The sequence below is a fragment of the Streptomyces sp. PsTaAH-124 genome (assembly GCF_000373685.1).
GTDB classification, from domain to species: Bacteria; Actinomycetota; Actinomycetes; order Streptomycetales; family Streptomycetaceae; genus Streptomyces; species Streptomyces andamanensis.
The window spans coordinates 414,184-440,441 of sequence record NZ_KB892169.1; the positions used below are offsets into that span (position 1 = coordinate 414,184).

At 73.3% G+C, this 26,258-nt stretch carries 24 protein-coding genes; 11 read left to right on the plus strand and 13 right to left on the minus strand.

Translation table 11 applies throughout. The features are described from left to right. Positions 1–33 precede the first annotated feature (33 nt). Positions 34–1,344: an inorganic phosphate transporter gene (locus B086_RS0117315; protein ID WP_018567689.1), complete on the minus strand. Its 1,311-nt coding sequence runs from the start codon at positions 1,342–1,344 to the stop codon at positions 34–36. Positions 1,345–1,512: 168 nt separating this feature from the next. Here B086_RS0117315 and B086_RS0117320 point away from each other — a divergent pair, with 168 nt between their 5' ends. The 3 genes from B086_RS0117320 to B086_RS0117330 all read left to right on the plus strand — a co-directional run bounded on the left by B086_RS0117320 (position 1,513) and on the right by B086_RS0117330 (position 5,276). Beyond that, positions 1,513–2,298, plus strand: a complete 786-nt coding sequence (locus tag B086_RS0117320) for a class II aldolase/adducin family protein (RefSeq protein WP_018567690.1) — start codon at positions 1,513–1,515, stop codon at positions 2,296–2,298. A gap of 192 nt (positions 2,299–2,490) precedes the next feature. Beyond that, the gene (locus tag B086_RS0117325; protein WP_018567691.1) at positions 2,491–3,612 is read left to right on the plus strand and encodes an alpha/beta hydrolase; all 1,122 of its coding nucleotides are present in this window, start codon (positions 2,491–2,493) and stop codon (positions 3,610–3,612) included. A gap of 206 nt (positions 3,613–3,818) precedes the next feature. Beyond that, positions 3,819–5,276, plus strand: coding sequence for a hypothetical protein (locus tag B086_RS0117330; RefSeq protein WP_199790761.1), 1,458 nt, complete (start codon positions 3,819–3,821; stop codon positions 5,274–5,276). Between the two features lie 21 nt (positions 5,277–5,297). On the opposite strand, the gene B086_RS0117335 is transcribed toward B086_RS0117330, so the two are convergent. Next, positions 5,298–5,711, minus strand: a complete 414-nt coding sequence (locus B086_RS0117335) for a VOC family protein (RefSeq protein WP_018567693.1) — start codon at positions 5,709–5,711, stop codon at positions 5,298–5,300. A gap of 258 nt (positions 5,712–5,969) precedes the next feature. Here B086_RS0117335 and B086_RS0117340 point away from each other — a divergent pair, with 258 nt between their 5' ends. The 3 genes from B086_RS0117340 to B086_RS0117350 all read left to right on the plus strand — a co-directional run bounded on the left by B086_RS0117340 (position 5,970) and on the right by B086_RS0117350 (position 9,158). After that, positions 5,970–7,568 (plus strand): ABC-F family ATP-binding cassette domain-containing protein, encoded by a 1,599-nt coding sequence (locus B086_RS0117340; protein WP_018567694.1) that lies wholly within the window; start codon positions 5,970–5,972, stop codon positions 7,566–7,568. 387 nt (positions 7,569–7,955) lie between these two features. Further along, the gene (locus B086_RS0117345) at positions 7,956–8,177 is read left to right on the plus strand and encodes a helix-turn-helix domain-containing protein (RefSeq protein ID WP_018567695.1); all 222 of its coding nucleotides are present in this window, start codon (positions 7,956–7,958) and stop codon (positions 8,175–8,177) included. Between the two features lie 159 nt (positions 8,178–8,336). After that, positions 8,337–9,158 (plus strand): enoyl-CoA hydratase/isomerase family protein, encoded by an 822-nt coding sequence (locus B086_RS0117350; RefSeq protein ID WP_018567696.1) that lies wholly within the window; start codon positions 8,337–8,339, stop codon positions 9,156–9,158. Positions 9,159–9,305: 147 nt separating this feature from the next. Here the strand turns inward: B086_RS0117350 and B086_RS0117355 are convergent, their stop codons facing one another. The 4 genes from B086_RS0117355 to B086_RS0117370 form a co-directional block, all read right to left on the minus strand. Then, positions 9,306–10,061 carry an SDR family oxidoreductase gene (locus B086_RS0117355; protein ID WP_018567697.1) on the minus strand — a complete coding sequence of 252 codons (756 nt, stop codon included), beginning with the start codon at positions 10,059–10,061 and terminating at the stop codon, positions 9,306–9,308. A gap of 63 nt (positions 10,062–10,124) precedes the next feature. Continuing rightward, the gene (locus B086_RS0117360; RefSeq protein ID WP_018567698.1) at positions 10,125–10,955 is read right to left on the minus strand and encodes an SURF1 family protein; all 831 of its coding nucleotides are present in this window, start codon (positions 10,953–10,955) and stop codon (positions 10,125–10,127) included. An 85-nt stretch (positions 10,956–11,040) separates the two neighbouring features. Continuing rightward, positions 11,041–11,274 (minus strand): hypothetical protein, encoded by a 234-nt coding sequence (locus B086_RS0117365; RefSeq protein ID WP_078509982.1) that lies wholly within the window; start codon positions 11,272–11,274, stop codon positions 11,041–11,043. 113 nt (positions 11,275–11,387) lie between these two features. Beyond that, positions 11,388–12,374: a DEDDh family exonuclease gene (locus B086_RS0117370; protein ID WP_026252515.1), complete on the minus strand. Its 987-nt coding sequence runs from the start codon at positions 12,372–12,374 to the stop codon at positions 11,388–11,390. A gap of 201 nt (positions 12,375–12,575) precedes the next feature. Here B086_RS0117370 and B086_RS0117375 point away from each other — a divergent pair, with 201 nt between their 5' ends. Beyond that, on the plus strand, positions 12,576–13,286 hold the full coding sequence (locus B086_RS0117375) for a VIT1/CCC1 transporter family protein (protein WP_018567701.1): 711 nt from the start codon (positions 12,576–12,578) through the stop codon (positions 13,284–13,286). Positions 13,287–13,456: 170 nt separating this feature from the next. Here the strand turns inward: B086_RS0117375 and B086_RS0117380 are convergent, their stop codons facing one another. Next, a complete protein-coding gene (locus B086_RS0117380; protein ID WP_018567702.1) occupies positions 13,457–14,893 on the minus strand; it encodes a CoA transferase in 1,437 nt (478 codons plus the stop codon). A gap of 82 nt (positions 14,894–14,975) precedes the next feature. Then, complete coding sequence (locus B086_RS0117385) at positions 14,976–16,508, minus strand: S8 family serine peptidase (RefSeq protein WP_026252516.1); 1,533 nt, start codon at positions 16,506–16,508, stop codon at positions 14,976–14,978. 541 nt (positions 16,509–17,049) lie between these two features. Here B086_RS0117385 and B086_RS0117390 point away from each other — a divergent pair. The 3 genes from B086_RS0117390 to moaA all read left to right on the plus strand — a co-directional run bounded on the left by B086_RS0117390 (position 17,050) and on the right by moaA (position 20,332). Next, positions 17,050–17,406 carry a DUF485 domain-containing protein gene (locus B086_RS0117390; RefSeq protein ID WP_018567704.1) on the plus strand — a complete coding sequence of 119 codons (357 nt, stop codon included), beginning with the start codon at positions 17,050–17,052 and terminating at the stop codon, positions 17,404–17,406. After that, a complete protein-coding gene (locus B086_RS0117395; protein WP_018567705.1) occupies positions 17,403–19,043 on the plus strand; it encodes a cation acetate symporter in 1,641 nt (546 codons plus the stop codon). Before B086_RS0117390 ends, B086_RS0117395 begins: the two co-directional genes overlap by 4 nt. Before the next feature lie 299 nt (positions 19,044–19,342). Then, positions 19,343–20,332 (plus strand): GTP 3',8-cyclase MoaA, encoded by a 990-nt coding sequence (gene moaA, locus B086_RS0117400; protein WP_018567706.1) that lies wholly within the window; start codon positions 19,343–19,345, stop codon positions 20,330–20,332. A 65-nt stretch (positions 20,333–20,397) separates the two neighbouring features. Here moaA and B086_RS0117405 read toward each other — a convergent pair whose 3' ends face one another. Continuing rightward, positions 20,398–20,619 carry a hypothetical protein gene (locus B086_RS0117405; protein WP_018567707.1) on the minus strand — a complete coding sequence of 74 codons (222 nt, stop codon included), beginning with the start codon at positions 20,617–20,619 and terminating at the stop codon, positions 20,398–20,400. Positions 20,620–20,841: 222 nt separating this feature from the next. Next, positions 20,842–21,351, minus strand: a complete 510-nt coding sequence (locus B086_RS46250; protein WP_018567708.1) for a DUF3099 domain-containing protein — start codon at positions 21,349–21,351, stop codon at positions 20,842–20,844. 241 nt (positions 21,352–21,592) lie between these two features. On the opposite strand from B086_RS46250, the gene B086_RS0117415 reads away from it, so the two are divergent. Then, a complete protein-coding gene (locus tag B086_RS0117415; protein WP_018567709.1) occupies positions 21,593–21,880 on the plus strand; it encodes a GlsB/YeaQ/YmgE family stress response membrane protein in 288 nt (95 codons plus the stop codon). A 66-nt stretch (positions 21,881–21,946) separates the two neighbouring features. Here the strand turns inward: B086_RS0117415 and tyrS are convergent, their stop codons facing one another. The 3 genes from tyrS to B086_RS0117435 all read right to left on the minus strand — a co-directional run bounded on the left by tyrS (position 21,947) and on the right by B086_RS0117435 (position 26,258). Beyond that, positions 21,947–23,215, minus strand: a complete 1,269-nt coding sequence (gene tyrS / locus B086_RS0117420) for a tyrosine--tRNA ligase (protein ID WP_018567710.1) — start codon at positions 23,213–23,215, stop codon at positions 21,947–21,949. Between the two features lie 128 nt (positions 23,216–23,343). Beyond that, positions 23,344–24,738, minus strand: coding sequence for a TldD/PmbA family protein (locus B086_RS0117430; RefSeq protein ID WP_018567712.1), 1,395 nt, complete (start codon positions 24,736–24,738; stop codon positions 23,344–23,346). Continuing rightward, a complete protein-coding gene (locus B086_RS0117435) occupies positions 24,735–26,258 on the minus strand; it encodes a TldD/PmbA family protein (RefSeq protein WP_018567713.1) in 1,524 nt (507 codons plus the stop codon). Before B086_RS0117435 ends, B086_RS0117430 begins: the two co-directional genes overlap by 4 nt.

Below are 26,258 nucleotides of genomic sequence, written 5' to 3' on the forward strand. Positions count from 1 at the left end.
TCTTGATTCTCGGGAGCCGGGTGGGGCGCGCGGTCAGACGGCCGCGGCGGGCGGGGTGGCCGCCGCCGGGGTCGCGACCGGGCTCGGGTCGAGGACGGGGACGGGCGCCGGGGCGGGGATGGTGGCCATGAGGCCGTCGGCCGCCGTCGCGCCCGCCAGGGGCGCCGCCGGTGCCGCGACCGGGGGCGGGGCCACCGCGGCGATCGCCTGGGTCACCACACCGGCCGGTTCCCCGGCGGCGGGCTCGGCCGCGTTGACGTTGGTGTGGTCGACGACCTGGCGGCGGGAGATCTTCCAGATCGCGAAGCTCGCGGCCACCAGGAACACGGCGACCAGCGTGGTGCCCCAGTCGCCCAGACCGGTGACGGCCTCGGCGCCCGCGCCGACCACCGCGGCGGCCGGCAGCGTCAGCACCCAGGCGACGGCCATGCGGCCCGCGGTGGACCAGCGGACCACACCGCCCTTGCGGCCCAGGCCCGCACCCATCACCGAGCCGGAGACGACATGCGTGGTGGAGAGCGAGAAGCCCAGGTGGGAAGAGGCCAGGATGGCTGCCGCCGAGCTGGTCTGGGCGGCGAAGCCCTGCTGCGGCTGGAGGTCGGTCAGGCCCGTGCCCATGGTGCGGATGATGCGCCAGCCGCCGATGTAGGTGCCGAGCGCGATGGCCAGACCCGCGGAGAGGATCACCCAGGTGGGAGGGTTGGCGCCGGGGGAGACGGCGCCACCGGCGATCAGGGCGAGGGTGATGATGCCCATCGTCTTCTGCGCGTCGTTGGTGCCGTGCGCCAGCGAGACCAGGCCCGCGGAGGCGATCTGCCCGGCCCGGTGGCCCTTCTCGGCGGCCTTGCCGTCCGTCTTCGCACCGATCCTGTACGACAGCCGGGTCGCGACCACCGCGGCGACACCCGCGACGACCGGCGCGGCGACCGCCGGGATCATGACCTTGGTGACCAGGACGTCGCCGTGCACGGCACCGACGCCGGCCGAGGCGATGGTGGCGCCGATCAGACCGCCCAGCAGGGCGTGCGAGGAACTGGACGGGAGCCCGACCAGCCAGGTCAGCAGATTCCAGAGGATCGCGCCGACCAGGGCGGCGAAGATGACCTCGGGACGGATGCCGGTCTCGTCGACGAGACCCTTGGAGATCGTGTTGGCGACCTCCACGGAGAGGAACGCGCCCACCAGGTTCAGCACGGCGGACATGGCCACCGCGACCTTGGGCTTGAGTGCGCCGGTGGAGATGGTGGTGGCCATCGCGTTGGCGGTGTCGTGGAAACCGTTCGTGAAATCAAACGCGAGTGCGGTTACCACCACAATCGCGAGGATCAGCGAGAAGCTTTCCATTTACCCAGGCAATCGTTCGAGCGTCATTGGCTCGTCGAACGTAGGTAACCCGGGTGAACGGAAGATGAACTGGGACGGTCGCAGTGGTGTCCGAACCTGTGGCCTGTCTCCCACTTCCGGGAGATCCGCTTCCGGTCCGGACCCCCGCCGGGCTGGCAGGATCGCCGCATGGCTGAACGACGGCGGGAGACCGGGCACACGGGACGCGCGAGCGGCACGCGCGGGACCCAGGAGACACACGAGATCCGGGCGGCACAGGAGACAGGGGAGGCGCCGCCGGACGAGGATGAGGACGAGACGGCCCGCGCCTGGCGGGACCTGGTGGACACGGCCCGCCGCACCGTCGCCGACGGCCTGGTCGTCGGGACCTCGGGCAATGTGTCGGTACGGGTGGGGGACACCGTCCTCGTCACCCCGTCGGGCGTCCCCTACGACCGGCTCACCCCGGACGATGTGACGGGCGTCGCACTCGACGGCCGACAGGTGCTGGGCACCCTGGTCCCGACCAGCGAACTCCCCATGCACCTGGCCGTCTACCGCACCACCGACGCGCGCGCCGTCGTGCACACCCACGCCGTGCACGCCACGGCCGTCTCGACGCTGGTGTCCGAGCTGCCGCTGATCCACTACATGGCGGGCGCGCTCGGCGGCCCGGTGCGCGTCGCCCCCTACGCGACCTACGGCACCGAGGAACTGGCCGCGCACATGCTGACCGCGCTCGACGGCCGCTCCGGCTGCCTGCTGCGCAACCACGGCACCCTCACCCACGGCGCCACCCTCGACCAGGCGTACGACCGCACCGCCCAGCTGGAGTGGATGTGCCGCCTGTGGCTGACCGCCTCCTCGGTGCCGGGCCTGACCCCGTCCCTGCTCTCACCGGAGCAACTGGCGCAGGCGTCGGAGCGGCTGCGCGGCTACGGCCAGCACGGCGGGGCGCGCGGCACGGGCCGGTGACGGCCCGCCGGGGTGGCGGGAGTGGCCGGGGTGGCGGGGACAAGGGCCGGTGACGGCTCGCCGGAGCGGGCGAACACCGGCCGGTGGAGGCTCGCAGGGGTGAATTCCGCCGTTCCTGGAACTCGCGAGGACATGTCACCCCGACCGCACCTTCCGCTGGCCGGTGACCCGGTACGCCCGGACACTGGACCCGTGCGCACAGTCAAAGCGGCGGCCGCGGCCGTCACCGCGGCCCTGGCGGCCGGCGCGGCGAGCGTCGCCGCCGGCCGGCTCGCCAGCGACGCCGCGCTCAAGTCGCCCCCGGGCCGGCCCCTGCCCACCGAGCCCCGGCTCACGGTGCACAGCACGGCCGCCGGTCAGATCACCCTCACCCGGGACCTGGCCTCGCTGCGCCCCGGCAGCTACGGCCTGGCCGGCAACGGCTCGCACGCGGTCGTCGGTCCCGTCCTGCGGGATGCGCCGCACCTGCCCGACACCGTCGTACGCCGCCTCGAACGCGTCACCCACGGCTCGCTGCACCCCCGCGACCGGGTCTGGCTCACCCCCAACCTGCACGTCGGCAACCCCGGCACGGCCCTCGGCCTGAAATACGCCGACATCGACGTGCCCGGCGAACTCGGCCCGCTGCCCGCCTGGTTCGTGCCCGCGGTGCGCGAGACCTGGGTGATCACCGTGCACGGCCTGGGCGCCACCCGCGAGCACCCGCTGAACATCATGGAGTTCCTGCACCGCAGGCACTTCCCGGTGCTGGACCTCGCCTACCGCGGCGACCTCGGCGCCCCCCGCCCCCCGGACGGTCTCAGCCACCTCGGTGCGACCGAGTGGCGCGACCTGGACGCGGCGATCCGCCACGCCGTCGGGAACGGCGCCGAACGCGTCGTCCTGCACGGCTGGTCCACCGGCGCCACCATGGCGCTGCGTGCCGCCCTCCACTCGAAGCTGCGCGAGCGGGTCTCCGGACTGATCCTGGACTCGCCCGTGCTCGACTGGGAGGCGACGCTGCGCGCCCTGGCCAGGGCCCGGCACACCCCCGGCCCGCTGCTGCCGCTCGCGGTGCGCGCCGCGCAGGGCCGCACGGGCCTGTACGCCGACGGCGACACCGGCGCCCCGGCACCGCTCACGGTCCCGACCCTGATCTTCCACGGCCCCGACGACGAGGTCGCCCCCTGGGCGGCCTCCCGCCGCCTCGCCGCCGACCACCCCAACCTGGTCGCCCTCCGCCCGGTCCCGCACGCCTCCCACGGCGCCATGTGGAACGCCGACCCGGAGGCGTACGAGGAGACGCTCCGGCGCTTCCTCACCCCCTTGATGTGAGGCGGGCCGGGACCCGGGGCCGGACAGGGGCGTCCGGGCCCGGCGTCCCGGCCCCGCGACCCTCTCCGGAGGTTCCGGTTGAGGGGCGGCGGGATGGCCTGAATGCGGTGTGTCGCGGCCGTCCCGGAGGTTTGCCTTGGCCCTCTCCGTCGCCCGCCGTGACATTCCGTTTGGGTTTTCGGACCGTCAACCGGAAGACTGCACCCGTGACGTCCCGTATCCCGCGCGACTCCAGGCTTCGACTCGTCCGCCCACGACCCCTGGCCGCCGCCCCCCGAGCCGTGAACCAGCGGCGCTCGCGCCGCCCCGCCCCGCGTCCACCGGAGGGCACCCCGGCGCCCGCGGAGCTGGCCAGAATGGCGCGCTCCGGCCTGGCCGGGGCAGCCCGCGTCGCCCGCTGGGCCGATGCCGCCCTCGGACCCGGCCGGGCCGGGGCGACCGCGGACGGCAAGGCCACCCTTTCCCCGGCCACCGCCGAGCGCGCGGCCGGTGAGCTGGACCTGACCGCCGCTCAGGTCCGTGCCGAGTGGGACACCGCCCGCCTCGCCGGGCTCATCGAGGTGCACGGCGACAGAGCCCGCCCCGGCTGGCGGTTGCGCGCCTGGGACCGCGACGACAGCGCCGTGCTGCGCGGCTGGGTCGCCCTCTTCGACGCCTGGTCGCTGGCCTGCCCGGAGCCCGACGGCCATGAGGCCGCGGCGGTCGCCGAGGTCGTCTCGGCCATGCCGCAGGTGCTCTCCTTCCTCCAGCTCTCCGCCGGTCCGGTCCCCGTCGACCAGCTCCTCGACCTGCTCCAGCAGCGCGTGACCGAACTGCGCACCGAACGCTGCGAGGTCCCCTACGGTCCCCGGACCCAGGAACCGGAACAGAGACAGGAACCGGACCAGGGGCAGGCACGGGCACAGGCACAGGAACCGGAACAGGCGCAGGAGCCGCTCCCGGCCGCCCTCGCCCCGCTGCTCGACTGGGCCCTGCGCGCCCTCGGCGCCGTGGGAGCGCTCACCTACGGGGAGGGGCAGGCCACGCTCACCCCGCTGGGCAGCTGGGCGGTCTGGGTCAAGCTGGAGCAGATCTGCGTCGCCGCGCAGAGCCCCGCCGGCAACATCGAACAGGCGGCCGAGGGCATGCTGCGCGGCTGCGCCCAGCTGCGCCCCAACGCGGCCCGTGCCGAGTACCGCGCCTGGCTCGCCGCCCGTCCCGTGGGCAGCGCCATCACCGAACTGCTCGGGGCCGCCCGCGGCGAGGACGCCCTGCTGCGCGGCCTCGCCTTCGAGGCGCTGCGCGTCGTCGGCGCCCCCGCCGAGCCCGAGGTGCGGGCCGTCCTCGACGAGCCCGCGCTGCGCCCGTACGCCCTGCTGTGGCTGGCCGAGCACGACGGCGTGGACCCGGAGGACGCCCATGAGGTCCTGACCCGCGAGGAGGCCACCTGGCTGTGGGTGGACACCGCCGCGGCCGTCGCCGACCACGGCGAGGCCCCGATGCTCGTCCGGCACCTGGAGTCGGCGCTCCAGCCCACCGTCCCCGCCCTGCTCGACGAGGTGCGGGCGGTGGGGCACCCGCGCACCGTGCAGGTGCTGGTCGCCCTCGCCGCCGCGCACCCGGACCCCGCCCTGGCCAAGGCCGTCCGCCGGGCCGCCTTCCAGGTGCACACCGGCGGGAGCTAGCTCCCCCCCGCCCGCGCGCCGTCAGCCCTCCGTGCGAGGGGCGTACGTGCCGAAGCTCCAGACGTTGCCCTCGGCGTCCCGGGCCATGTAGTCCCGGGAGCCGTACTCCTGGTCCGTCGGGGGCATCAGGATCTCCGCGCCGTGGTCCACGGCCCGCTGGTGGTGGCCGTCCACGTCGTCCACGACGACATAGACCCCCACCGGGCCGGAGCCGCGCATCGCCTCGTCGAAGCGTCCGCCGCGCCCCTTGGAGCCGAGCATCACCGCGCCGTTGCCCTGCACCAGCTCGGCGTGCTGGACGAGTCCGTCCTCGCCCTCGTACACGGACAGCTCGGTGAAGCCGAAGGCCTCGGTGAGCTGCCGCAGGGCTGCCCTCGCGTCCGCGTAGAGCAGCGTCGGGTAGATGCTCGGACGTCCGCCGGCTGTGTCCGCCATGCCGATCACTCCCTTGTGTGTCGTGCCGCGCGAGCCGCCGCCCGCCCGGTTTCGCCCCGTCCATCCGGTTCGCCGACCAGTGTGGCACCGGCCACCGACAACGCCCCGCCGCGCCCGCCGCGCCCCTGGGCAAACACCCGGGAAAACAGCTTGCACACCCCCGTTAGACTGTTCCGCATGGCCTTTCTCCTCGCGCATTAGACGGCGGGAACGTCCTCAGCCGCCCAACCCGCCAACGACCCGCCCTGGAGTCTGTCCGTGATCTCCGCTTCCGGCATCGAGCTGCGCGCCGGTGCCCGCATCCTCATCGAGAGCGCCACCTTCCGCGTCGCCAAGGGCGACCGCATCGGCCTCGTCGGCCGCAACGGCGCAGGCAAGACCACGCTCACCAAGTGCCTGGCCGGCGAGGGCGTCCCGGCCGGGGGCACCATCACCCGTTCGGGTGAGGTCGGCTATCTCCCGCAGGACCCCCGCACCGGCGACCTCGACGTGCTCGCCCGCGACCGCATCCTCTCCGCCCGCGGCCTGGACGTGCTGATCCGCAAGATGCGCGAGAACGAGCAGCGCATCGCCAACGGCAAGGGCGCCACCCGCGACAAGGCGATGAAGCAGTACGAGCGCCAGGAGACGGAGTTCCTCACCAAGGGCGGCTACTCCGCCGAGGCCGAGGCCGCCACCATCGCCGCCGCGCTGAATCTGCCCGACCGGGTGCTCGGCCAGCCCCTGCACACGCTCTCCGGCGGTCAGCGCCGCCGGATCGAGCTGGCCCGGATCCTGTTCTCCGACGCGGACACCCTGCTGCTGGACGAGCCGACCAACCACCTCGACGCGGACTCGATCATCTGGCTGCGCGACTATCTGAAGACCTACCGCGGCGGCTTCATCGTGATCTCCCACGACGTGGAACTGGTCGAGACGGTCGTCAACAAGGTGTTCTACCTGGACGCCAACCGCTCCCAGATCGACATCTACAACATGGGCTGGAAGCTCTACCAGCAGCAGCGCGAGGCCGACGAGAAGCGCCGCAAGCGCGAGCGCGCCAACGCCGAGAAGAAGGCCGCCGCGCTCAACGCCCAGGCCGACAAGATGCGCGCCAAGGCCACCAAGACCGTCGCCGCGCAGAACATGGCCCGGCGCGCGGACAAGCTGCTCTCCGGTCTTGAGGCGGTCCGCCAGTCCGACAAGGTCGCCAAGCTGCGCTTCCCCGAGCCCTCGCCCTGCGGCAAGACCCCGCTGATGGCCGAGGGCCTGTCGAAGTCGTACGGCTCGCTGGAGATCTTCACCGACGTCGACCTGGCCATCGACAAGGGCTCCCGGGTCGTCATCCTCGGGCTCAACGGCGCGGGCAAGACCACGCTGCTGCGGCTGCTCGGCGGGGTGGAGAAGCCCGACACCGGCGAGGTCGTCCCCGGTCACGGCCTCAAGCTCGGCTACTACGCCCAGGAGCACGAGACCCTGGACCCGGAGCGCACCGTCCTGGAGAACATGCGTTCGGCCGCGCCCGACATGGATCTCGTCGAGGTCCGCAAGGTGCTCGGCTCGTTCCTGTTCTCCGGCGACGACGTCGACAAGCCGGCCGGGGTCCTCTCCGGCGGTGAGAAGACCCGGCTCGCGCTGGCCACCCTGGTCGTGTCCTCGGCCAATGTGCTGCTCCTGGACGAGCCCACCAACAACCTCGACCCGGCCAGCCGCGAGGAGATCCTCGGCGCGCTGCGCACCTACAAGGGCGCCGTCGTCCTCGTCACGCACGACGAGGGCGCCGTCGAGGCGCTCCAGCCGGAGCGCATCATCCTGCTGCCCGACGGTGTCGAGGACCTGTGGGGCGCGGGCTACGCGGACCTGGTGGCCCTCGCCTGACCCCGCCCGACCCCGCCCGACACCGCGTCCCCGGTCCCGTCTCCCGACGCGGCCGGGGCGCTGATCAACGGGGTATGGATCATTCGGCCCATCGGTGATCCATCATCTGCGTGAGATCTCCTCGTATCGAGGTGTGTCTGCCACGTATTTACCGGCCGAGCCCTTATGTGCCAAGGGCTCGGCCGTCGTGCGTCTCTGACCTGGCACTTCGCGGAACAACCCGTTCGGCCGTACGGACGGTGACGTGCGGAATCGGCAATTCCGCATGTGGGGACGTGCTCCTGTCGTCACAAGCCTGTCTCACGGACCTTGCCGAATGGGTGGCCATGCGGCCCCGGAGGGGTGATCATGAGGAGACCAGAGCGCACTTCCCATGAGGAGGCACGGGTGGCCGAGACTCTGAAGAAGGGCAGCCGGGTGACCGGCGCCGCGCGCGACAAGCTCGCGGCAGACCTGAAGAAGAAGTACGACGCCGGTGCGAGCATTCGGGCGTTGGCCGAGGAGACCGGCCGCTCGTATGGCTTCGTGCACCGGATGCTCAGCGAGTCGGGCGTCACGCTCCGTGGGCGTGGCGGGGCGACACGCGGCAAGAAGGCCGCTTCGGCCTGACCGACCGCGGGCGGTCCATCGGCTCCTACGGTGGCCACCCGGTCGGTCGACCGGCCGGCCGGGTGGTTACTGTGCAGTCACTTACGGGCGCCCGTACGTCTCGCACGACAGTGCGGCCGTACGGCGTCCAGAGCTGACCGCACCCATCGGAGGCGCCCCATGGCTTCGCCCGGAATCGAGCACGACCTCGAACCAGTACGCGACACAGTTCTCGACAAGGACGGCGTACGGCTCACCGTCGACGACGCGCTCGCCACGGTGACGCTGACCAACCCGGCCAAGCGCAACGCGCAGACCCCCGCGCTGTGGCGCGCGCTCGCCGAGGCCGGGCGGCTGCTGCCGGGCTCCGTCCGCGTCGTACTGCTGCGCGCCGAGGGGAAGTCCTTCTCCGCCGGGCTCGACCGGCAGGCGTTCACGCCCGAAGGCTTCGACGGTGAGCCGTCCTTCCTCGACCTGGCGCGCGGCGGCGACGCCGAACTGGACGCGACCATCGCCGAGTACCAGGAGGCGTTCACCTGGTGGCGGCGCCCGGACGTGGTGTCCGTCGCCGTGGTCCAGGGGCATGCCATCGGGGCCGGCTTCCAGCTGGCGCTCGCCTGCGATCTGCGGGTCGTCGCGGACGATGTGCAGTTCGCGATGCGCGAGACCAGCCTCGGCCTGGTCCCGGACCTCACCGGCACGCATCCGCTGGTGGGTCTCGTCGGCCACGCCCGCGCGCTGGAGATCTGCCTGACGGGCCGCTTCGTCGCGGCCGAGGAGGCGGTCGCCACCGGGCTGGCCAACCTCGCCGTGCCCCGCGACCAGCTGGACGCCACCGCGCGCGATCTGGCCTCGGCGGTCCTCGCCGCGCCCCGCGGTGCGGTCATCGAGACCAAGGCCCTGCTCCAGGGCGCCCGGGAGCACTCCTACGAGGAGCAGCGCGCCGCCGAGCGGCAGGCCCAGGCCCGCCGCCTGCGCGACCTGGCCGGCCTCGGCGAGTAGCGCCCGGCGAGCGGCCCGCGCGCCCCGCCACCGCAGCGCGCCCCGCCACCGCATCCCGCCCCCGCCCCGCCGTCGCACCGCGGTCCGGCGGGGGGGCGGGACGGCGGCGGTCCGGCGGTGCCGCGGCGGCGGGTGCCCGGCCGGAGGTCAGAAGCCGTGCCGGAACCCGCCGTCCACGGGCAGCATCACGCCCGTGACGTAGGAGGCGGCGGGGGAGAGCAGGAAGGCCGCGGTCCGTCCGAACTCAGCCGGGGTGCCGTACCTGCGCAGCGGGACGCGGGACTCGTTCGCGGTCCGCGTCGCCACCGGGTCCGCCGACAGACCGTCCAGCTCGCGCATGCGGTCGGTGTCGATCCGGGCGGGCAGCAGGCCGACGACCCGGATGCCGCGCGGGCCCAGCTCGTCCGCCAGCGACTTGGCGAACCCGGCGAGTCCGGGCCGCAGACCGTTGGAGATGGTCAGCCCCGCGATCGGCTCGTGCACCGACCCCGACAGCACGAAGCCGATGACGCCGCCCTCCTCCAGCTCCGCCGCGGCGGCCCGCGCCAGCCGCACCGCGCCCAGGAACACCGACTCGAACGCCGACCGCCACTGCTCGTCGGTGGTGTCGGCGACAAGGCCCGGCGGCGGTCCGCCGACGCTGACGAGGATGCCGTGGAAGCCGCCGAAGTGCTCGCGCGCCGTCGCGATCAGGCGCTCGGCCGCGCCGGGATCCGCGTTGTCCACGGCCACCCCGACGGCGTTCGGGCCCAGCTCGGCCGCGGCCTCGGCGGTCCGCTGCTCGTCCCGCCCGGTGACGACCACCTTCGCGCCGTCCGCGACCAGCTCGCGCGCCGCGGCGTTGCCCAGCCCGCGGGTGGCCCCGGTGACGACGTACACCCGGTCCTTCAGTCCAAGATCCATGGCCCTATCCTGCCCGCTCGTCCCGGCGCGGGGCGAGGGCGGGGCGGCGGCCGTGCCGCGCGGCTACACCGCGGCGGGTGCGGACTCCTCGCGTGCGGGCTCCTCCTGGGCCCGGCCCGCCCGGTCCCGCAGCTCGCGGCGGACCAGGATCAGCCAGCCCACGGGGACGCAGGCGGCGAACAGCCACCACTGGATCGCGTACGGCAGGTTGATGTCGTCCACGCCGATCCAGCTCGTGTCCTCCTTGGGCGACGGCACCGGCTCGGGGCTGCCGCCCTGGGGCGCGGGCGCCGTCAGCTCGACGTAGCCGCCCAGCACCGCGGAGGCGGAGGGGGCGCCCCGGTCGCGCAGGAGCGCGCCGACCTGCTCGCTGTTGATCAGCATGATCTGGCGGTCCGGCAGCCCCTTGACGTTCTTGATGCCGCTGGCGGCCGTCGTCTGGTCCTGCATCAGCCGCCCGGTGATCGTGAGGCCGCCGGAGGGCGGTGCCGGGATCTTCGGGAAGGCGGACTGCGAGGTGGGTGACGGGACCCATCCCCGGTTGACGAGGAGGACCTTGCCGTCGTTCGTCACGAACGGCGTCAGGACGTGGTAGCCGATCCGGTCGTCCGCGTTGGTGCGCCGGCGCACCACGAGTTCGTGCGCGGTGTCGAAGCGGCCCTCGGCGGTGACCCGGCGGTAGATGTCGTCGTGCGCGACCTCGCCGCCGACCGAGGCCAGCGACTCCACGGGCACGGGCGGGGCCGCCAGCGAGGCCTCGATCACCTGGTTCAGCGCCTGCCGGTGGTCGTGGCGGTGCAACTGCCAGAAGCCCAGCCAGGCCATCGTCGGGATCAGCGCGATCGCGAAGAGAGTGAGGATCACCCACTGGCGGGTCAACAGGAAGCGGTACACCCCACGACGGTACCTCTCGCGCCACGGGGTGATTCCGGCAGGGGTGTCCTCGGGCGGCGCCGCGCCCCCGGGCGCGAAGGCGTCCTCAGACACTGTCGACGATGCCGACCCTCCCCTCGGCACGGGCGCAGTGGCCGCCGCAGTACCAGTGCCCCTCGACCTCGACGCCCTGCCCGATGACCTGGACCCGGCAGTGCTCGCAGATCGGTGCCATGCGGTGGATCGCGCAGGCGAAGCAGTCGAACACGTGCACGGCGCCCTGGGCGTGCACCTCGAAGGTCATACCGTAGTCATTTCCGCATACTTCACATCTCGCCATGCGCCACAGAGTGAGCCGTGGCCGTCGCGCGGGCGAGCGGGCGCCGGGCGCGTCGCCCGGCAATCACCCGTACGCCGCCGGTCACCCGTACGCCGCCGGTCGCCCGTGCGCCGTCAGTCGCCGTCCGCGGGCTCCACGTCCCGCAGGAGCTGCCCGAACGCCGCCTCGTCGATCACCGGTGTGCCGTACTGCCGGGCCTTGGCCGTCTTCGACGTGCCGGAGTCCGGGTCGTTGGTGACGAGCAGGCTGGTCAGCCGGGACAGACTGGTGGCGACATGCAGTCCGGCCTCGGTGGCGCGGTCCTCCAGAAGGTCGCGCTCGACGGAGGTGTCACCGGAGAAGGCGACCCGCATGCCCTGTTTGAGTCGTTTGCCCGCTTCATAGCGTCCCGGGTTGGGATGCGGGCATGCGGGCCTCTTGCGGGACGGGCGCCAACTCCCCGCGCGATAGCCGCCGTAGCCGCCCGACTGCTGCCGGGGCACCGGCCGGTCCGACCACTCCGTCAGCGGCCGGCACTCCAGCAGCGGCAGCCGGACACCGCCCGCCGCCGCGGCCCGCAGACTCGGCCGGAACGCCTCCGCCAGGACCCGGGCGTCGTCCAGCGCGTGGTGCGCCCGCTGCTGCACCACGCCGAAGTGCGCGGCCAGCGACTCCAGCTTGTGGTTCGGCAGGGGCAGCCCCAGCTCCTTGGAGAGCGCGATGGTGCACAGCCGCTGCCGCACCGGCGCCTCGCTCCTCGCGCGCGCGTACTCGCGGGCGATCATCTGCCAGTCGAAGACCGCGTTGTGCGCGACGAGCACCCGGTCCGCCAGCCGGGCGGCGAACTCCTCGGCGATGTCCGCGAAGAGCGGCGCGCCCTCCAGCACGTCGCTCGTCAGCCCGTGGATCCACACCGGACCGGGATCGCGCTCCGGATTGACCAGCGTGTACCAGTGGTCCTCGACCTCGCCGCGCGCGTCCAGCCGGTAGACCGCCGCGGAGATGATGCGGTCGTCCCGGGCCAGGCCGGTGGTCTCCACGTCAACGACCGCGTATCCCCGGGGATACGCGGCCGGCCACGGTGTGGGGGAGGGCCCTGCGAGGGTGCGGTCTTCGAGCATGGTCAATGAGGATACGGGCCACGACTGACAGCCCGGTCCCTCAGGTGCCCCGCACGCCGTCCACGCGCCCGCGCGCGGGCGCGTTCCGGTCACCGCGGAGGTGAGACCGCGTCAGGGGTGCCACGGGGACGCGCACGGGCGCGCGCCACTCACCGACCGGGTTCGCCGGTCCCGGGACGCGGCCGTGCGATCCTCCCTGCTGTGACCGGACCCACACACGACGAGGCGCACGGCGGGGCGCTCGGCTCCCGCCTCAACTGGCTGCGGGCCGCCGTCCTCGGGGCGAACGACGGCATCGTCTCCACCGCCGGACTGGTCGTCGGCGTGGCCGGTGCCACGGACTCCCGCACGGCGCTGCTCACCGCCGGGCTGGCCGGTCTGCTGGCCGGTTCGATGTCGATGGCCGCGGGGGAGTACGTGTCGGTGTCCACCCAGCGGGACTCGGAGCGGGCCGCGCTGGCGCAGGAGCGGCGCGAACTGCGCGAGCAGCCGGAGGCCGAACTGCGGGAGCTGACCGAGCTGCTGCGGGCGCGCGGCCTGTCGCAGGAGGTGGCCCGCGACGCGGCCCGCCAGCTCACCGCCCGGGACGCGCTGCGGGCCCACGCGAGCGTCGAGCTGGGCATCGACCCCGACGCGCTGACCAATCCCTGGCACGCCGCCTGGGCCAGCTTCCTGGCGTTCACGGTGGGCGCGCTGCTGCCGCTGCTGGCGATCGTGCTGCCGCCGCCCGGCCTGCGGCTCGCGGTCACCGTCCTCTCCGTCCTGGCCGCCCTCGTCCTCACCGGCTTCAGCAGCGCCCGCCTGGGCGCGGCCCGGCCCGGCCGGGCGGTCCTGCGCAACACGGCCGGCGGCGCCCTGGCCATGGCGGTCACCTACGCGGCGGGCGCCCTGCTCGGCGCGGCGGGCGCGTGACCCCCGTCCCGTCCGCCCCGCCGCCCTTCACGGCCGAACCACCCGCCCTCCACGCGCGCGTGCGGCGCGCGAGGACAGGGCGCCGGTGACGGAGGTGACGGAGGGCACGCGACCGCCCGCCCCGCGCGCGTACCGGGCGCCTCACGGGGCGTTGCGTGCCAGCCGTCCCCTCAGGTCCAGTGCGGCGCGTCCGTCCCCCAAGGGCCCGGGGGGCGGGTCCAGGTGGTGGGGCCGTCGGTGAAGGCGAGGGGGGACCGGGCGTGGCGGAGCCTGCCGATCCGGCTGCCGGTCTCGTCGAGCCAGGGGGCGGGGCTGTCGTACGGGGCGTCCTGGACCCGTTCCGGCCCCCGCGCGGCCCCGGGGGCGGTCTCCGTCAGCCAGGCCGCCGTCCGGGCCAGGGCCAGGCGTACGAACCGGCCGCCGCCGTCACGGGACTGTTCGGTCAGGGCCCGCAGCACGGCAGCCGCCAGCAGATAGCCCGAGCCGTGGTCGAGGGCCTGCGCGGGCAGCGCACCCGGCTGCCCGTCGCCGCCCTCGACGGCCGCGATGCCGGTGGCGACCTGCACGAGGCTGTCGAAGCCCCGCCGCCGTGCCCACGGCCCGTACGCGCCCCACGCCGACAGCTCGGCCACGACCAGACCGGGCCGTCGCTCGGCCAGCGCCTCGGGGGAGAGGCCGAACCGGTCCAGGGCACCCGGCCGGTAACCGGTGACGACGACGTCCGCCCCGGCGAGGAGTTCCTCGAAGGCGGCCCGGTCGGCGGCGAGGTCCAGCGCCGCCGACCGCTTGCCGAACCCCGTGTCCGCGTGCTGGTCGGCCAGTTCGGGCAGGTGCGGCGGGTCCACCCGCAGCACGTCCGCGCCGAGGAGGGCGAGCGTGCGGGTGGCGACGGGACCCGCGATGACCCGGGTCAGATCGAGTACGCGTACTCCGGCGGCGGGCAGCAGCGGGGTGCCGGTGCGGGACGGCAGCACGCGCGCGCGTGCCGCACCGAGACGCCCGCGCTCGACCAGCGGCCGGGCGGCCAGTTCGGCGTGCTGCGGGTGCGCGGCCCACTCCTCGGGGGTGCGCAGTGCCACCGCCAGACCACCGGCGGCGTACACGGCCTCCTCGACGTCGAGGGCGGAGCGTTCGGCGAGCACGGACGCCACGGATGCCACCAGGGCGTCGTCCTGGTCACCGTCCCTGCCCCCGTTCCCGCTCCCGTCGCGCTCCTCCCCGGACGGCAGTCCGAGCGCGGTCAGCAACCTGGCGCGGTGGTGCGGGTAGTTGGCGTGCGTGCGCACCCAGCCGTCGGCGGTCCGCCAGAACCGCGACAGCGGCGCGAAGGTGACCGGCGCCCGCCCGTCGATCAGCAGATGCCGCTCACTGACGAACGCGGTCGCCAGGGCGCCGTCGTCGACGCGTACCGCGGGCACCTCGGCGAGGGCGGCCCGCCGCGCCGCCAGTTCGGCGGCGGCCAGCGCGCAGGCGCCCACGCACGCGCGTGCCAGGTCCCGTACGGGAAGGCGGGCCGTGAGCGTGCCCTCCCGTTCCACCGTGGTGATCCGCTGCACGAGGCCCGGATCGCCGCCCAGCGCGGACCATGCGAACGAGATGTCGGTCATGACGGCACTATGCACCCCCGGACGGGTGCGTTCCGTCCGGGGGTGCGATCAGTGCCACCGGCGGTGCGGTGCGCCTACCGAGTCACCGAGTCACCGCGGCCAGCGCGTTCGCCGTGCCCCAGCCGTAGAAGCCGTTGCGGTTCTTCGGGCCCTTGCACACCGCGTCGATCTTGCCGTCCCCGTTGATGTCGTAGGGGTCGGTGCACGGCGTGGCGTCGGCCTCCGCGTACAGCAGCGCCTTGACCAGGGCGGGCGAGGCGTGCGGGTGCGTCGACTTGATGAGGGCGGCCACCCCGGCGACGTGCGGGCTCGCCATCGACGTACCGGCCATGTAGCCCCACGTGCCGCCGGGCAGCGGGCCGAGGATCAGTCCGCTGGTCGCCGGGGCCTGCGGCGCCTGGTACGCCGTCGAGTCGCCGCCCGGCGCGGCGATGTCGATGACCCCGAGGCCGTAGTTGGAGAACGACGACTTGATCCCCTTGGCGCCGGTCGCCGCGACCGTGACGACACCCGGCAACTGGGTCGGGATGTCGTAGCACTTGTGCGGGTCGACCGTACGGCTGCCCGGCGTGGAGTCGTTCGGGGAGGCCGGGTCGGTGATCGAGCGGGAGTCGAGGTCGTAGTTCTCGTTGCCGGCCGCCGCGACGTTGACCGTGCCCTTGCGCTCCGCGTACTGCGAGGCCCGCCGGACGGCCGTGACGAGCGCCTTCTGGTCGGGGTCGTCGGTGCAGTTGAAGTACCAGGGGTCGGTGTAATAGCTGTTGTTGGTGACATCGACGCCGTGGTCGGCCGCCCACACGAAGCCGCACACCACGGCCTCCGTGTAGAAGAAGCCGTCCGGGTTGCCGACCTTGATGCCGGCCACCTTCACGCCCGGCGCCACACCGGTGATGCCGACGCCGTTCTTGGCGCCCGCGATCTCCCCGGCCACATGGGTGCCGTGCGGGCTCTCGGAGGCGCTGGGCCGCCAGGCGCCGTCCGCGGTGTCCGGCTTGCCGGTGACGCAGTTGACGGAGGCCCGGCGGTCGAAGTTCGGGGCGATGTCGGGGTGGGTGTCGTCCACGCCGGTGTCGATGACGCCGACCGTGACCCTGGGGCTGCCGAGCGTCTTCTGGTGCGCCTTGTCGGCCTTGATGGCGGGCAGGTCCCACTGCAACGGCTCCAGCGGGTCCTGCCCGGCGGCGGCCCGGGACCCCGCACCGGCCAGCTGGGCGGCGGTGAGCGGTGTCGGGGTGCCGGTGTCGGTGGTCGACTGGGCGGGCAGCGGCGCCGTGCGCGTGGCACCGGCCGACTCCACGCCGCGCACCGTGCGGACGGTTCTCGCGAAGTCGGGGTTCGCGGAGTGGACGACGACGACGCCTATGCGGTCGTAGGAGGTCACGATGGTGCCCCCGGCCTTGCCTATCGCCTTCCGCACCTGTGCCGGGACTCCGTACCCGGGACGGACGTTGACGACGTAGCTGAGCGAGGTCGCGTCCGCCTGTGCGGTGCCGGCGGCGGGCGCGGCCGGGGTCGCCGAGGCGGTGGCGCCCGGCAGGAAGGCCAGGGCACCGGCCATGGCCATACCGAGCGGAAGGGCGAGGACGCGGCGAGCGCGCGGCTGAGACGCTGTCATGTGTCTGTCTCTCCAGTGTGTTCGCGGTGGCATGGGTGCAGCGGTGCGCGAGTCGTGCCCGAGTGGATGCCGCGAGGGTGACGGCCCGCGCCGGTGTTGACGGCGCGGACCGGCGTGCGCGGGCCCGCGGCCCGGACCGCGCGGCGGATGCCGGAGGCAGCCGGTGCCGGGTCCGTGCGGACACCGGACACGGCGGCCGGGACGGGCACCGGCCGGACCGCCGGCGCCGGCCGGCGTCCGGAACGCGGACGGACCAAGGGATCTCCACATCTCCGGGCACGGCACCGCCCGAGCCACGGGTACGGCTCGGGCAGGTACATGACGGGTGGTGCAGGGCGAAACTATCCCGCCACCTCACCGGCCAGCAATGAGCGGGTCATGACTTGTCCAAGGCCACTTGCCGGAAGAACTCATAGGACTTGAACCGGACCTCGCGTGGCGCCGTGGACCTTGGACAGGGGGTCCGAGCACGATCGAGCCCCCGTCGCACCATCCGCGAACCTCCGTATCCGCACACGAGATCCGCACCGAGGAGACAGACGTGGCCACCGAGACACCGCCACCCCCGAAGACCGGGGCGCCCCTTCCCTCCGCCCAGGAGTTCACCACGGTGGCCCAGAGCGCCGAGTTCGGTGAACTGCGCCGCTCCCACCGCTCGTTCGCCTTCCCGCTGACCATCGCCTTCATCGCCTGGTACCTGCTCTACGTCCTGCTGTCCAACTACGCGGGCGGCTTCATGGGCACCCGCCTGTTCGGCAACATCAACGTCGCCCTCGTCCTCGGACTCGCCCAGTTCCTCACCACGTTCCTCATCGCCTGGTGGTACGCGCGGCACGCCGCGGCGAAGCTCGACCCCCAGGCGCAGGAGATCAAGTCCCGGATGGAGGGCGGCGCATGAGCCCCGCGACATATCCCACGGCCCACACCCTGCTGGCCGCGGGCGGCGCCGCGAGCGAGCACCGGACCCTGATCGTCACGCTGTTCTCGGTGTTCGTCGCCGCGACCCTCGTCATCACCGTGTGGGCCGGCCGCCAGACCAAGGACGCCGCCGACTTCTACGCGGGCGGACGGCAGTTCACCGGCTTCCAGAACGGACTCGCCGTCTCCGGCGACTACATGTCCGCCGCGTCCTTCCTCGGCATCGCCGGCGCCATCGCCCTCTTCGGCTACGACGGCTTCCTGTACTCCATCGGCTTCCTGGTCGCCTGGCTGGTCGCGCTGCTCCTGGTCGCCGAGCCGTTGCGCAACTCCGGTCGCTACACCATGGGCGACGTCCTGGCGTACCGCATGCGCCAGCGCCCGGTGCGCACGGCGGCGGGCACCTCCACGATCGTCGTCTCGATCTTCTACCTGCTGGCCCAGATGGCGGGCGCCGGTGTCCTGGTCTCCCTGCTGCTCGGCATCACCAGCGACGCCGGGAAGATCGGCATCGTCGCGCTGGTCGGCGTACTGATGATCGTCTACGTCACCATCGGCGGCATGAAGGGCACCACCTGGGTCCAGATGGTCAAGGCCGTGCTGCTCATGGTGGGCGCGATCCTGCTGACCTTCCTGGTGCTGCTGAAGTTCGACTTCAACATCTCCGACCTGCTCGGCCGCGCCGCCGACAACAGCGGCAAGGGCGCCGCCTTCCTGGAGCCCGGACTGAAGTACGGGGCGAGCGGCACCACCAAGCTGGACTTCCTCTCGCTCGGCATCGCCCTGGTGCTCGGCACCGCTGGACTGCCGCACATCCTGATCCGCTTCTACACGGTCCCCACCGCCAAGGCCGCCCGCAAGTCCGTGCTCTGGGCGATCGGCCTGATCGGCGTCTTCTACCTGATGACCCTCGCGCTCGGCTTCGGCGCCGCCGCGCTCATCAAACCGGACGAGATCATCGGCTCCAACAAGGCGGGCAACACGGCGGCCCCGCTGCTCGCGCTGCACCTCGGGGGAGTCGACTCCGACTGGGGCGCCATCCTGCTGGCCTCCATCTCCGCGGTCGCCTTCGCCACGATCCTCGCCGTCGTCGCGGGCCTCACCCTGGCCTCGTCGTCCTCCTTCGCCCACGACATCTACGCCAACGTCATCAAGAAGGGCCAAGCCACCGAGAAGCAGGAACTGGGCGCCGCCCGCTGGGCGACCGTCGGCGTCGGCGCGGTCTCCATCGTCCTGGGCGCCCTCGCCCGCGACCTGAACGTGGCCGGCCTCGTCGCCCTCGCCTTCGCGGTGGCCGCCTCCGCCAACCTGCCCACGATCCTCTACAGCCTGTTCTGGAAGCGGTTCACCACCGCGGGCGCCCTGTGGTCGATCTACGGCGGCCTGGTCACCGCCGTCGGCCTGGTGCTGTTCTCCCCGGTGGTCTCCGGCAAGCCCACGTCGATGTTCCCGGACGTCGACTTCCACTGGTTCCCGCTGGAGAACCCGGGCCTCATCTCCATCCCGGTCGGCTTCCTGCTCGGCGCGGCCGGCACCCTGCTGTCCAAGGAGAAGCCGGACCCCGCCAAGTACGCGGAACTGGAGGTCAGGTCCCTGACCGGCACCGGAGCGCACTGACACGCCCGCACCGGGACGAGCGCACTGACACGCGCGTACCGGGACGAGCGCACTGACACGCGCGTACCGGGACGAGCGCACCGGCACCCGCGCCCGCGCCCGGGACCGGCGGCCGTGCCGTGGAGATCGTAGAGACCTACGACACGGCCGCCGCGCACGTCGTGGGATCGGGCCCGGTGTCGCTGTCGGTCCCGTCACGTAGGCTCGGTGAACGAAGAAGAGACCGACGGGAAAGCTCGACGCCACCGCCGCCGAAGGGTCCGCCGGTCCGCCGACACGCGACGAGGGAGGGGGCCCACGTGCTCATCGACACCTACGGCCGGGTCGCCACCGACCTGAGGGTCTCGCTGACCGACCGGTGCAATCTCCGCTGCACGTACTGCATGCCCGAGGAGGGCTTGCAGTGGCTGGCCAAGCCCGATCTGCTCACGGACGACGAGATCGTCCGGCTCATCGGCATCGCGGTCACCTCCCTGGGCATCGAGGAGGTCCGCTTCACCGGCGGCGAGCCGCTGCTGCGCCCCGGCCTGGTGGGCATCGTGGAGCGCGTCGCCGCCCTGGAACCGCGCCCCCAGATGTCCCTCACCACCAACGGCATCGGCCTGCGGCGCACCGCGGCGGCCCTGAAGGCGGCGGGCCTCGACCGGGTCAACGTCTCCCTGGACACCCTGCGTCCGGATGTCTTCAAGACCCTCACCCGCCGCGACCGCCACCGCGACGTCCTCGACGGCCTGCTGGCCGCCCGCGAGGCGGGCCTGACCCCGGTGAAGGTGAACTCCGTCCTGATGCCGGGGCTGAACGCCGACGAGGCCCCGGACCTGCTGGCCTGGGCCATGGAGCACGACTACGAACTGCGGTTCATCGAGCAGATGCCCCTGGACGCCCAGCACGGCTGGAAGCGCGAGGGCATGGTCACCGCGGCCGACATCCTGGCCTCCCTGCGCACCCGCTTCGAGCTGACCGCCGAGGGCGCCGACGCGCGCGGCGCGGCGCCCGCCGAGCGCTGGACCGTCGACGGCGGCCCGCACCGGGTGGGGGTCATCGCCTCCGTCACCCGCCCGTTCTGCGCCGCCTGCGACCGCACCCGTCTGACCGCCGACGGGCAGATACGCACCTGTCTGTTCGCCACCGAGGAGACCGATCTGCGCGCGGCCCTGCGCGCGGACGCCCCCGACGAGGAGATCGCCCGTCTGTGGCGGGTGGCGATGTGGGGCAAGAAGGCGGGCGCGGGCCTGGACGACCCGTCGTTCGTCCAGCCGGAGCGGCCGATGTCCGCGATCGGCGGCTGACCGGGCCGGACCGCACAGCCCGGCGGCCGCAGGAGCCCAGGGGGAGCCCGGGGGAGCCGAAGGGCTCAGCCCTCGTGCGCCGCCTGCCACTCGGCCAGCGCGACCACGTCCTTCAGGAACCCGCGCACCCCGAGGAACTGCGACAGATGTTCCCGGTGCTCCTCGCACGCCAGCCAGGTCTTGCGCCGCTCCGGCGTGTGGATCTTCGGATTGTTCCAGGCCAGCACCCACACGGCGGCGGCACGGCAGCCCTTGGCGGAGCAGATCGGGGCGGTCTCGTCACTCACAGTTCGTCTCACAACCACTGCACACAAGGCGACGCCGAGCAGCCACGGGGGGAGCTGCCCGGCGTCGGTCCGTCGCTCCGACGGGGGATGCGGAGCGCGTACGAAGTATGTCACGGCAGACCCGTCGCCCGGGACCGGAACAACACGATTGATCTTGAGCATTTATTGAGGTTCGCCTGACACGGCCCGCCGCCGGACCGTCCCGGCGGGGAACGCCGCCGGTCACAGCCCGTCGCGATGCTCCCGCGCGGATCCGGCCGCGCCCGCCGCCGGGTCACGCGCCGTGTCCCCGGCGGCGGACTGCGTCAAGTCGTCGCTTCCGAAGGCACCGTGCGCGCCGTCCCGGGCGCCACCGCCCGGCCCGTCCCCGGCGCCGCTCCGCGTGCCGTCCTGACCACTGTCCCGCGCTCCGTCCTGCGCCGTGCGCGGCGGCGAGATCATCGGCTTCACCGGCGTGGTCACGAAGGTCGACGGCAGCCCCGGCGCGTTCTCCCGCCCGGCGTTGGCGATCACCACGGCGATGTAGGGCAGCGCCGCGCCGAGCACCAGGGCCACGATCGCCACGTACCGCTGGACGTCCCACAGCACCACCGCGAGCAGCACCGCCACCGTACGGACCGCCATGGAGATGACGTACCGTCGCTGCCGGCCGCGGACGTCCTCCTGGAGGCCCGTGCGGGCTCCCGTGATCCGGAACACCTCGGCGCCGCCACCGCCATGCTGCTTGCGCATCGCACTTCCACCATTCGCCCGCATCGGACAGTCCCCCGGCCCGTTCCGGCTCCCGGCCGGTCGGGGACACCGGCCCGCACTTCCTCGACGTCCACGGTACGCCGCGAGCACCGCGCCGACGAGGCCGGGGCGCCCTTCTGCCTGCGCGAACGACCCGGGCGGCGGCGTCCGAGGTGCGCCGCAGGGTGGACCGGCCGACACTGGCGGTGATGCTCGTGTCGAGCGGGACGAGGAGGCAGCCATGGCCTGGTTGTGGGCGATCATCGTGGGTTTCGTGCTCGGCCTGATCGCCAAGGCGGTCATCCCCGGAAAGCAGCACAGTCCGCTCTGGCTGACCACCATCTTCGGCATGCTCGGCGCCATCGCGGGCAACGCGGTCGCGCGGGCGGCCGGGGTCGCGTCCACCCGCGGCATCGACTGGACCCGGCACATCTTCCAGCTCATCGCCGCGATCATCATCGTCTTCGTCGGCGACATGCTGTACATGGCGCTGTGGGGCAACAAGCACCGGCGCCGCGAACGGGCATGAGCCGCGCGCGGGGGCGGTTCCCGGGACCCGTGGTCCGGGGAACCGCCCCCGCGGCACGCTTCCGCGTCAGCCCGCGGTGACCTCGACCGCGGCCAGGTTCTTCTTGCCCCGGCGCAGCACCAGCCACCGGCCGTGCAGCAGGTCCTCGCGGGACGGCACGGCGTCCTCGGCGGTGACCTTCACGTTGTTCACGTAGGCGCCGCCCTCCTTGACCGTGCGGCGGGCGGCCGACTTGCTGGGCACCAGGCCGACCTCGGCGAACAGGTCGACGACCTGGCCCGGCTCGGCGACCTCGATGTGCGGCACCTCGGACAGCGCCGCGGTGAGCGTGCGCTCGTCCAGCTCCGCCAGCTCGCCCTGGCCGAACAGCGCCTTGGACGCGGCGATCACGGCGGCCGTCTGGTCGGCGCCGTGCACCAGCGTCGTCAGCTCCTCGGCCAGCGCCCGCTGCGCGGCCCGCGCCTGCGGCCGCTCCTCGGTCTGCCGCTCCAGCTCCTCCAGCTCGGCCCGGGAGCGGAAGGACAGGATCCGCGCGTACTTGGAGATGTCCCGGTCGTCCACGTTCAGCCAGAACTGGTAGAACGCGTACGGCGTGGTCAGCTCCGGGTCCAGCCAGACGGCGCCGCCCTCGGTCTTGCCGAACTTGGTGCCGTCCGCCTTGGTCATCAGCGGCGTCGCCAGCGCGTGCACGCTCGCCTCCGGCTCCAGCCGGTGGATCAGGTCCAGGCCCGCCGTGAGGTTGCCCCACTGGTCGCTGCCGCCCTGCTGGAGCGTGCAGCCGTGGCGCCGGTAGAGCTGGAGGAAGTCCATGCCCTGGAGGAGCTGGTAGCTGAACTCGGTGTAGCTGATGCCCTGGTCGGACTCCAGACGGCGGGCCACCGAGTCCTTCGTCAGCATCTTGTTGACCCGGAAGTGCTTGCCGATGTCCCGCAGGAACTCGATCGCGGACAGGCCCTCGGTCCAGTCCAGGTTGTTCACCATGACCGCGGCGTTCTCGCCCTCGAAGGACAGGAACGGCTCGATCTGGCGGCGCAGCTTCTGCACCCAGCCGGCCACCGTCTCCGGCGAGTTCAGCGTGCGCTCGGCGGTCGGGCGGGGGTCGCCGATCAGCCCGGTCGCGCCGCCGACCAGGGCCAGCGGCCGGTGCCCGGCCTGCTGGAGCCTGCGCACGGTGAGCACCTGCACCAGATGCCCCACGTGCAGCGACGGCGCGGTCGGGTCGAAGCCGCAATAGAACGTGACGGGACCGTCCGCGAGCGCCTTGCGCAAAGCGTCCTCGTCGGTGGACAGGGCGAACAGCCCACGCCACTTCAGCTCGTCGACGATGTCCGTCACGGTTCTCGTGTCTCCTAGATGAGGTGCTGCTCGTGCAGATGATGCTCGTGGATGAGGTGCTGCCCGGCCGGTGCCCCGCCGGCCGGTGCACCGCACCCCCGGCGGTCGGGTGACAGCCGCCTACGAGGTTATACGCCCTGGCTGACAGAGCTCATGTTGAAATCCGGGACGCGCAGCGGCGGCATGGCGGCCCGGGTGAACCAGTCGCCCCACTCCCGCGGCAGCGTCCGCCCGGTGCGCCCGGCCTCCGTCGCCCGGCCCAGCAGGTCCACCGGCGACTCGTTGAACCGGAAGTTGTTGACCTCGCCCGTCACCTCGCCGTCCTCGACCAGGTACACGCCGTCCCGGGTCAGCCCCGTCAGCAGCAGCGTCGCCGGGTCCACCTCGCGGATGTACCACAGGCACGTCAGCAGCAGGCCGCGCGCGGTCCCGGCGACCATCTCCTCCAGCGAGCGGTCCCCGCCGCCGTCCAGGATCAGGTTCCCGGCCGAGGGCGCCACGGGCAGCCCGGTCAGGCCCGCGCTGTGCCGGGTGGTGAGCAGGTGCTCCAGGCGCCCGTCGCCGATCCAGCGCACCGGCCGTACCGGCAGCCCGTTGTCGAACACCGACTGGTCGCCGCCGGAGGAGTGCGCGACGACGAAGGGCGCGCACTGGAGGCCCGGCTCGGCCGGGTCGCTGCGCAGGGTCAGCGGCAGCTCGCTGAGCCGGTCACCGATCCGGGTGCCGCCGCCGGGCCGGGAGAACACGGTCCGCCCCTCGGCGGCGTCCCGGCCCGACGCGGACCAGATCTGGTAGATGAGCAGGTCGGCGACCGCGGTCGGCGGCAGCAGCGTCTCGTAGCGCCCCGCGGGCAGCTCCACGCGCCGCTTCGCCCAGCCGAGCCGTACGGCCAGCTCCGCGTCGAGCGCCGCCGGGTCGACGTCCTTGAAGTCCCGGGTGGCGCGGCCCGTCCAGGCCGAGCGCGTACGGTCCGGGCTCTTGGCGTTCAGCTCCAGCGTGCCGCTGGGCTGGTCGTGCCGCAGCCGCAGCCCCGTGGACGTGCCCAGATAGGTGGACACCAGCTCGTGGCTGGCGAAGCCGTACAGCTCGCGGCCACCGGCACGCGCGCGGGCGAACGACTCCCCGAGGGCGGGCGCGAAGTCCGCGAACACCGCCGAGGAGGTCTCGGCGGGCGCCTCGGTGAAGTCGGCGGCCACCGGCACGTCCGCGACCAGCGGCTGCGCGTCCTCGGCGGGCCCGGCCGCGCGGGCGGCGGCCTCGGCGGCCCGCACCAGCGGCTCCAGCTCGTCGGCGGTGACGGCCGACCGGGACACGACACCCGAGGCGGTGCCCTCCCGGCCGTCGACCGTGGCGACCACGGTGAGCGTGCGCCCGCGCGTGACACCGTTCGTGGTGAGCGCGTTGCCCGCCCAGCGCAGATTGGCGCTCGATTCCTCGTCCGCGATGACCACGCACCCGTCGGCCCGGGACAGGGCCAGGGCCCGCTCGACGATCTCGTGCGGCTTGCTCGTACGCGGGCTCATCGGCCGGCCTCCTGGGTCGTGTTCAGGATGTTGACGCCCTTGAAGAGGGCCGAGGGGCAGCCGTGGGAGACGGCCGCGATCTGGCCCGGCTGGGCCTTGCCGCAGTTGAAGGCGCCGCCCAGGACGTACGTCTGCGGGCCGCCCACCGCGGCCATGGACCCCCAGAAGTCGGTGGTGGTCGCCTGGTAGGCCACGTCCCGCAGCTGCCCGGCCAGCCGCCCGTTCTCGATCCGGAAGAACCGCTGCCCGGTGAACTGGAAGTTGTAGCGCTGCATGTCGATCGACCACGACCGGTCCCCGACCACGTAGATGCCCCGCTCGACCCCGCCGATCAGGTCCTCCGTCGACATGCCCGCCGGGTCCGGCCGCAGCGACACGTTCGCCATGCGCTGCACCGGGACGTGCCCGGGGGAGTCGGCGTACGCGCAGCCGTTGGACCGCTCGAACCCGGTCAGCCGCGCGATCCTGCGGTCCAGCTGGTAGCCCACCAGCGTCCCGTCCTTCACCAGGTCCCAGGACTGCGCGGCGACGCCCTCGTCGTCGTAGCCGACGGTCGCCAGGCCGTGCTCGGCGGTGCGGTCACCGGTGACATTCATCAGCTCGGAGCCGTAGCGCAGCTTGCCGAGCCGGTCGAAGGTGGCGAAGGAGGTGCCGGCGTAGGCGGCCTCGTAGCCGAGCGCCCGGTCCAGCTCGGTGGCGTGCCCGACGGACTCGTGGATGGTCAGCCACAGGTTGGACGGATCGACGACCAGGTCGTAGACGCCCGCCTCGACGCTCGGCGCCCGCATCTTCTCGGCCAGCAGGGCGGGGATCCGCTCCAGCTCGTCCGCCCAGTCCCAGCCGGTCCCGGTCAGATACTCCCAGCCGCGGCCCACCGGCGGCGCCAGCGTCCGCATCGAGTCGAACTCCCCGCTGGCGGCGTCCACCGACACGGCCGTCAGCTGCGGATGCAGCCGCACCCGCTGCTGCGTGGTCACGGTGCCCGCGGTGTCGGCGTAGAACTTGTTCTCGTGCACGGCGACCAGCGAGGCGTCCACATGGTCCACGCCGTCCGCCGCGAGCAGCCGCGCGCTCCAGTCGGCCAGCAGCGCCGACTTCTCCTCGTCCGGCACCGCGAAGGGGTCGATCTCGTACGAGGACACCCAGGTCCGCTCGGCGTGCACGGGCTCGGCCGCCAGCTCCACCCGCTCCTCGGAACCGGCCGCGGCGATCACCCGCGCGGACAGCTTCGCCATCTCCACCGCCTGCGAGGCGACCTTCGCGGCGGCGTCCATGGTCAGGTCCACGCCGGACGCGAAGCCCCACGCCCCGCCGTGCACCACCCGCACCGCGTACCCCAGGTCGGTGGTGTCCGACGCCCCGGCCGGCCGCGCGTCCCGCAGCCGCCGGGACGCGCTGCGCACCCGCTCCAACCGGAAGTCCGCGTGCTCCGCGCCCAGCGCACGCGCGCGTGCGAGGGCGGCGTCGGCCAGCGCGCGCAGCGGAAGGGCGGTGAAGGCCGCGTCGATCGTATGTGGCAC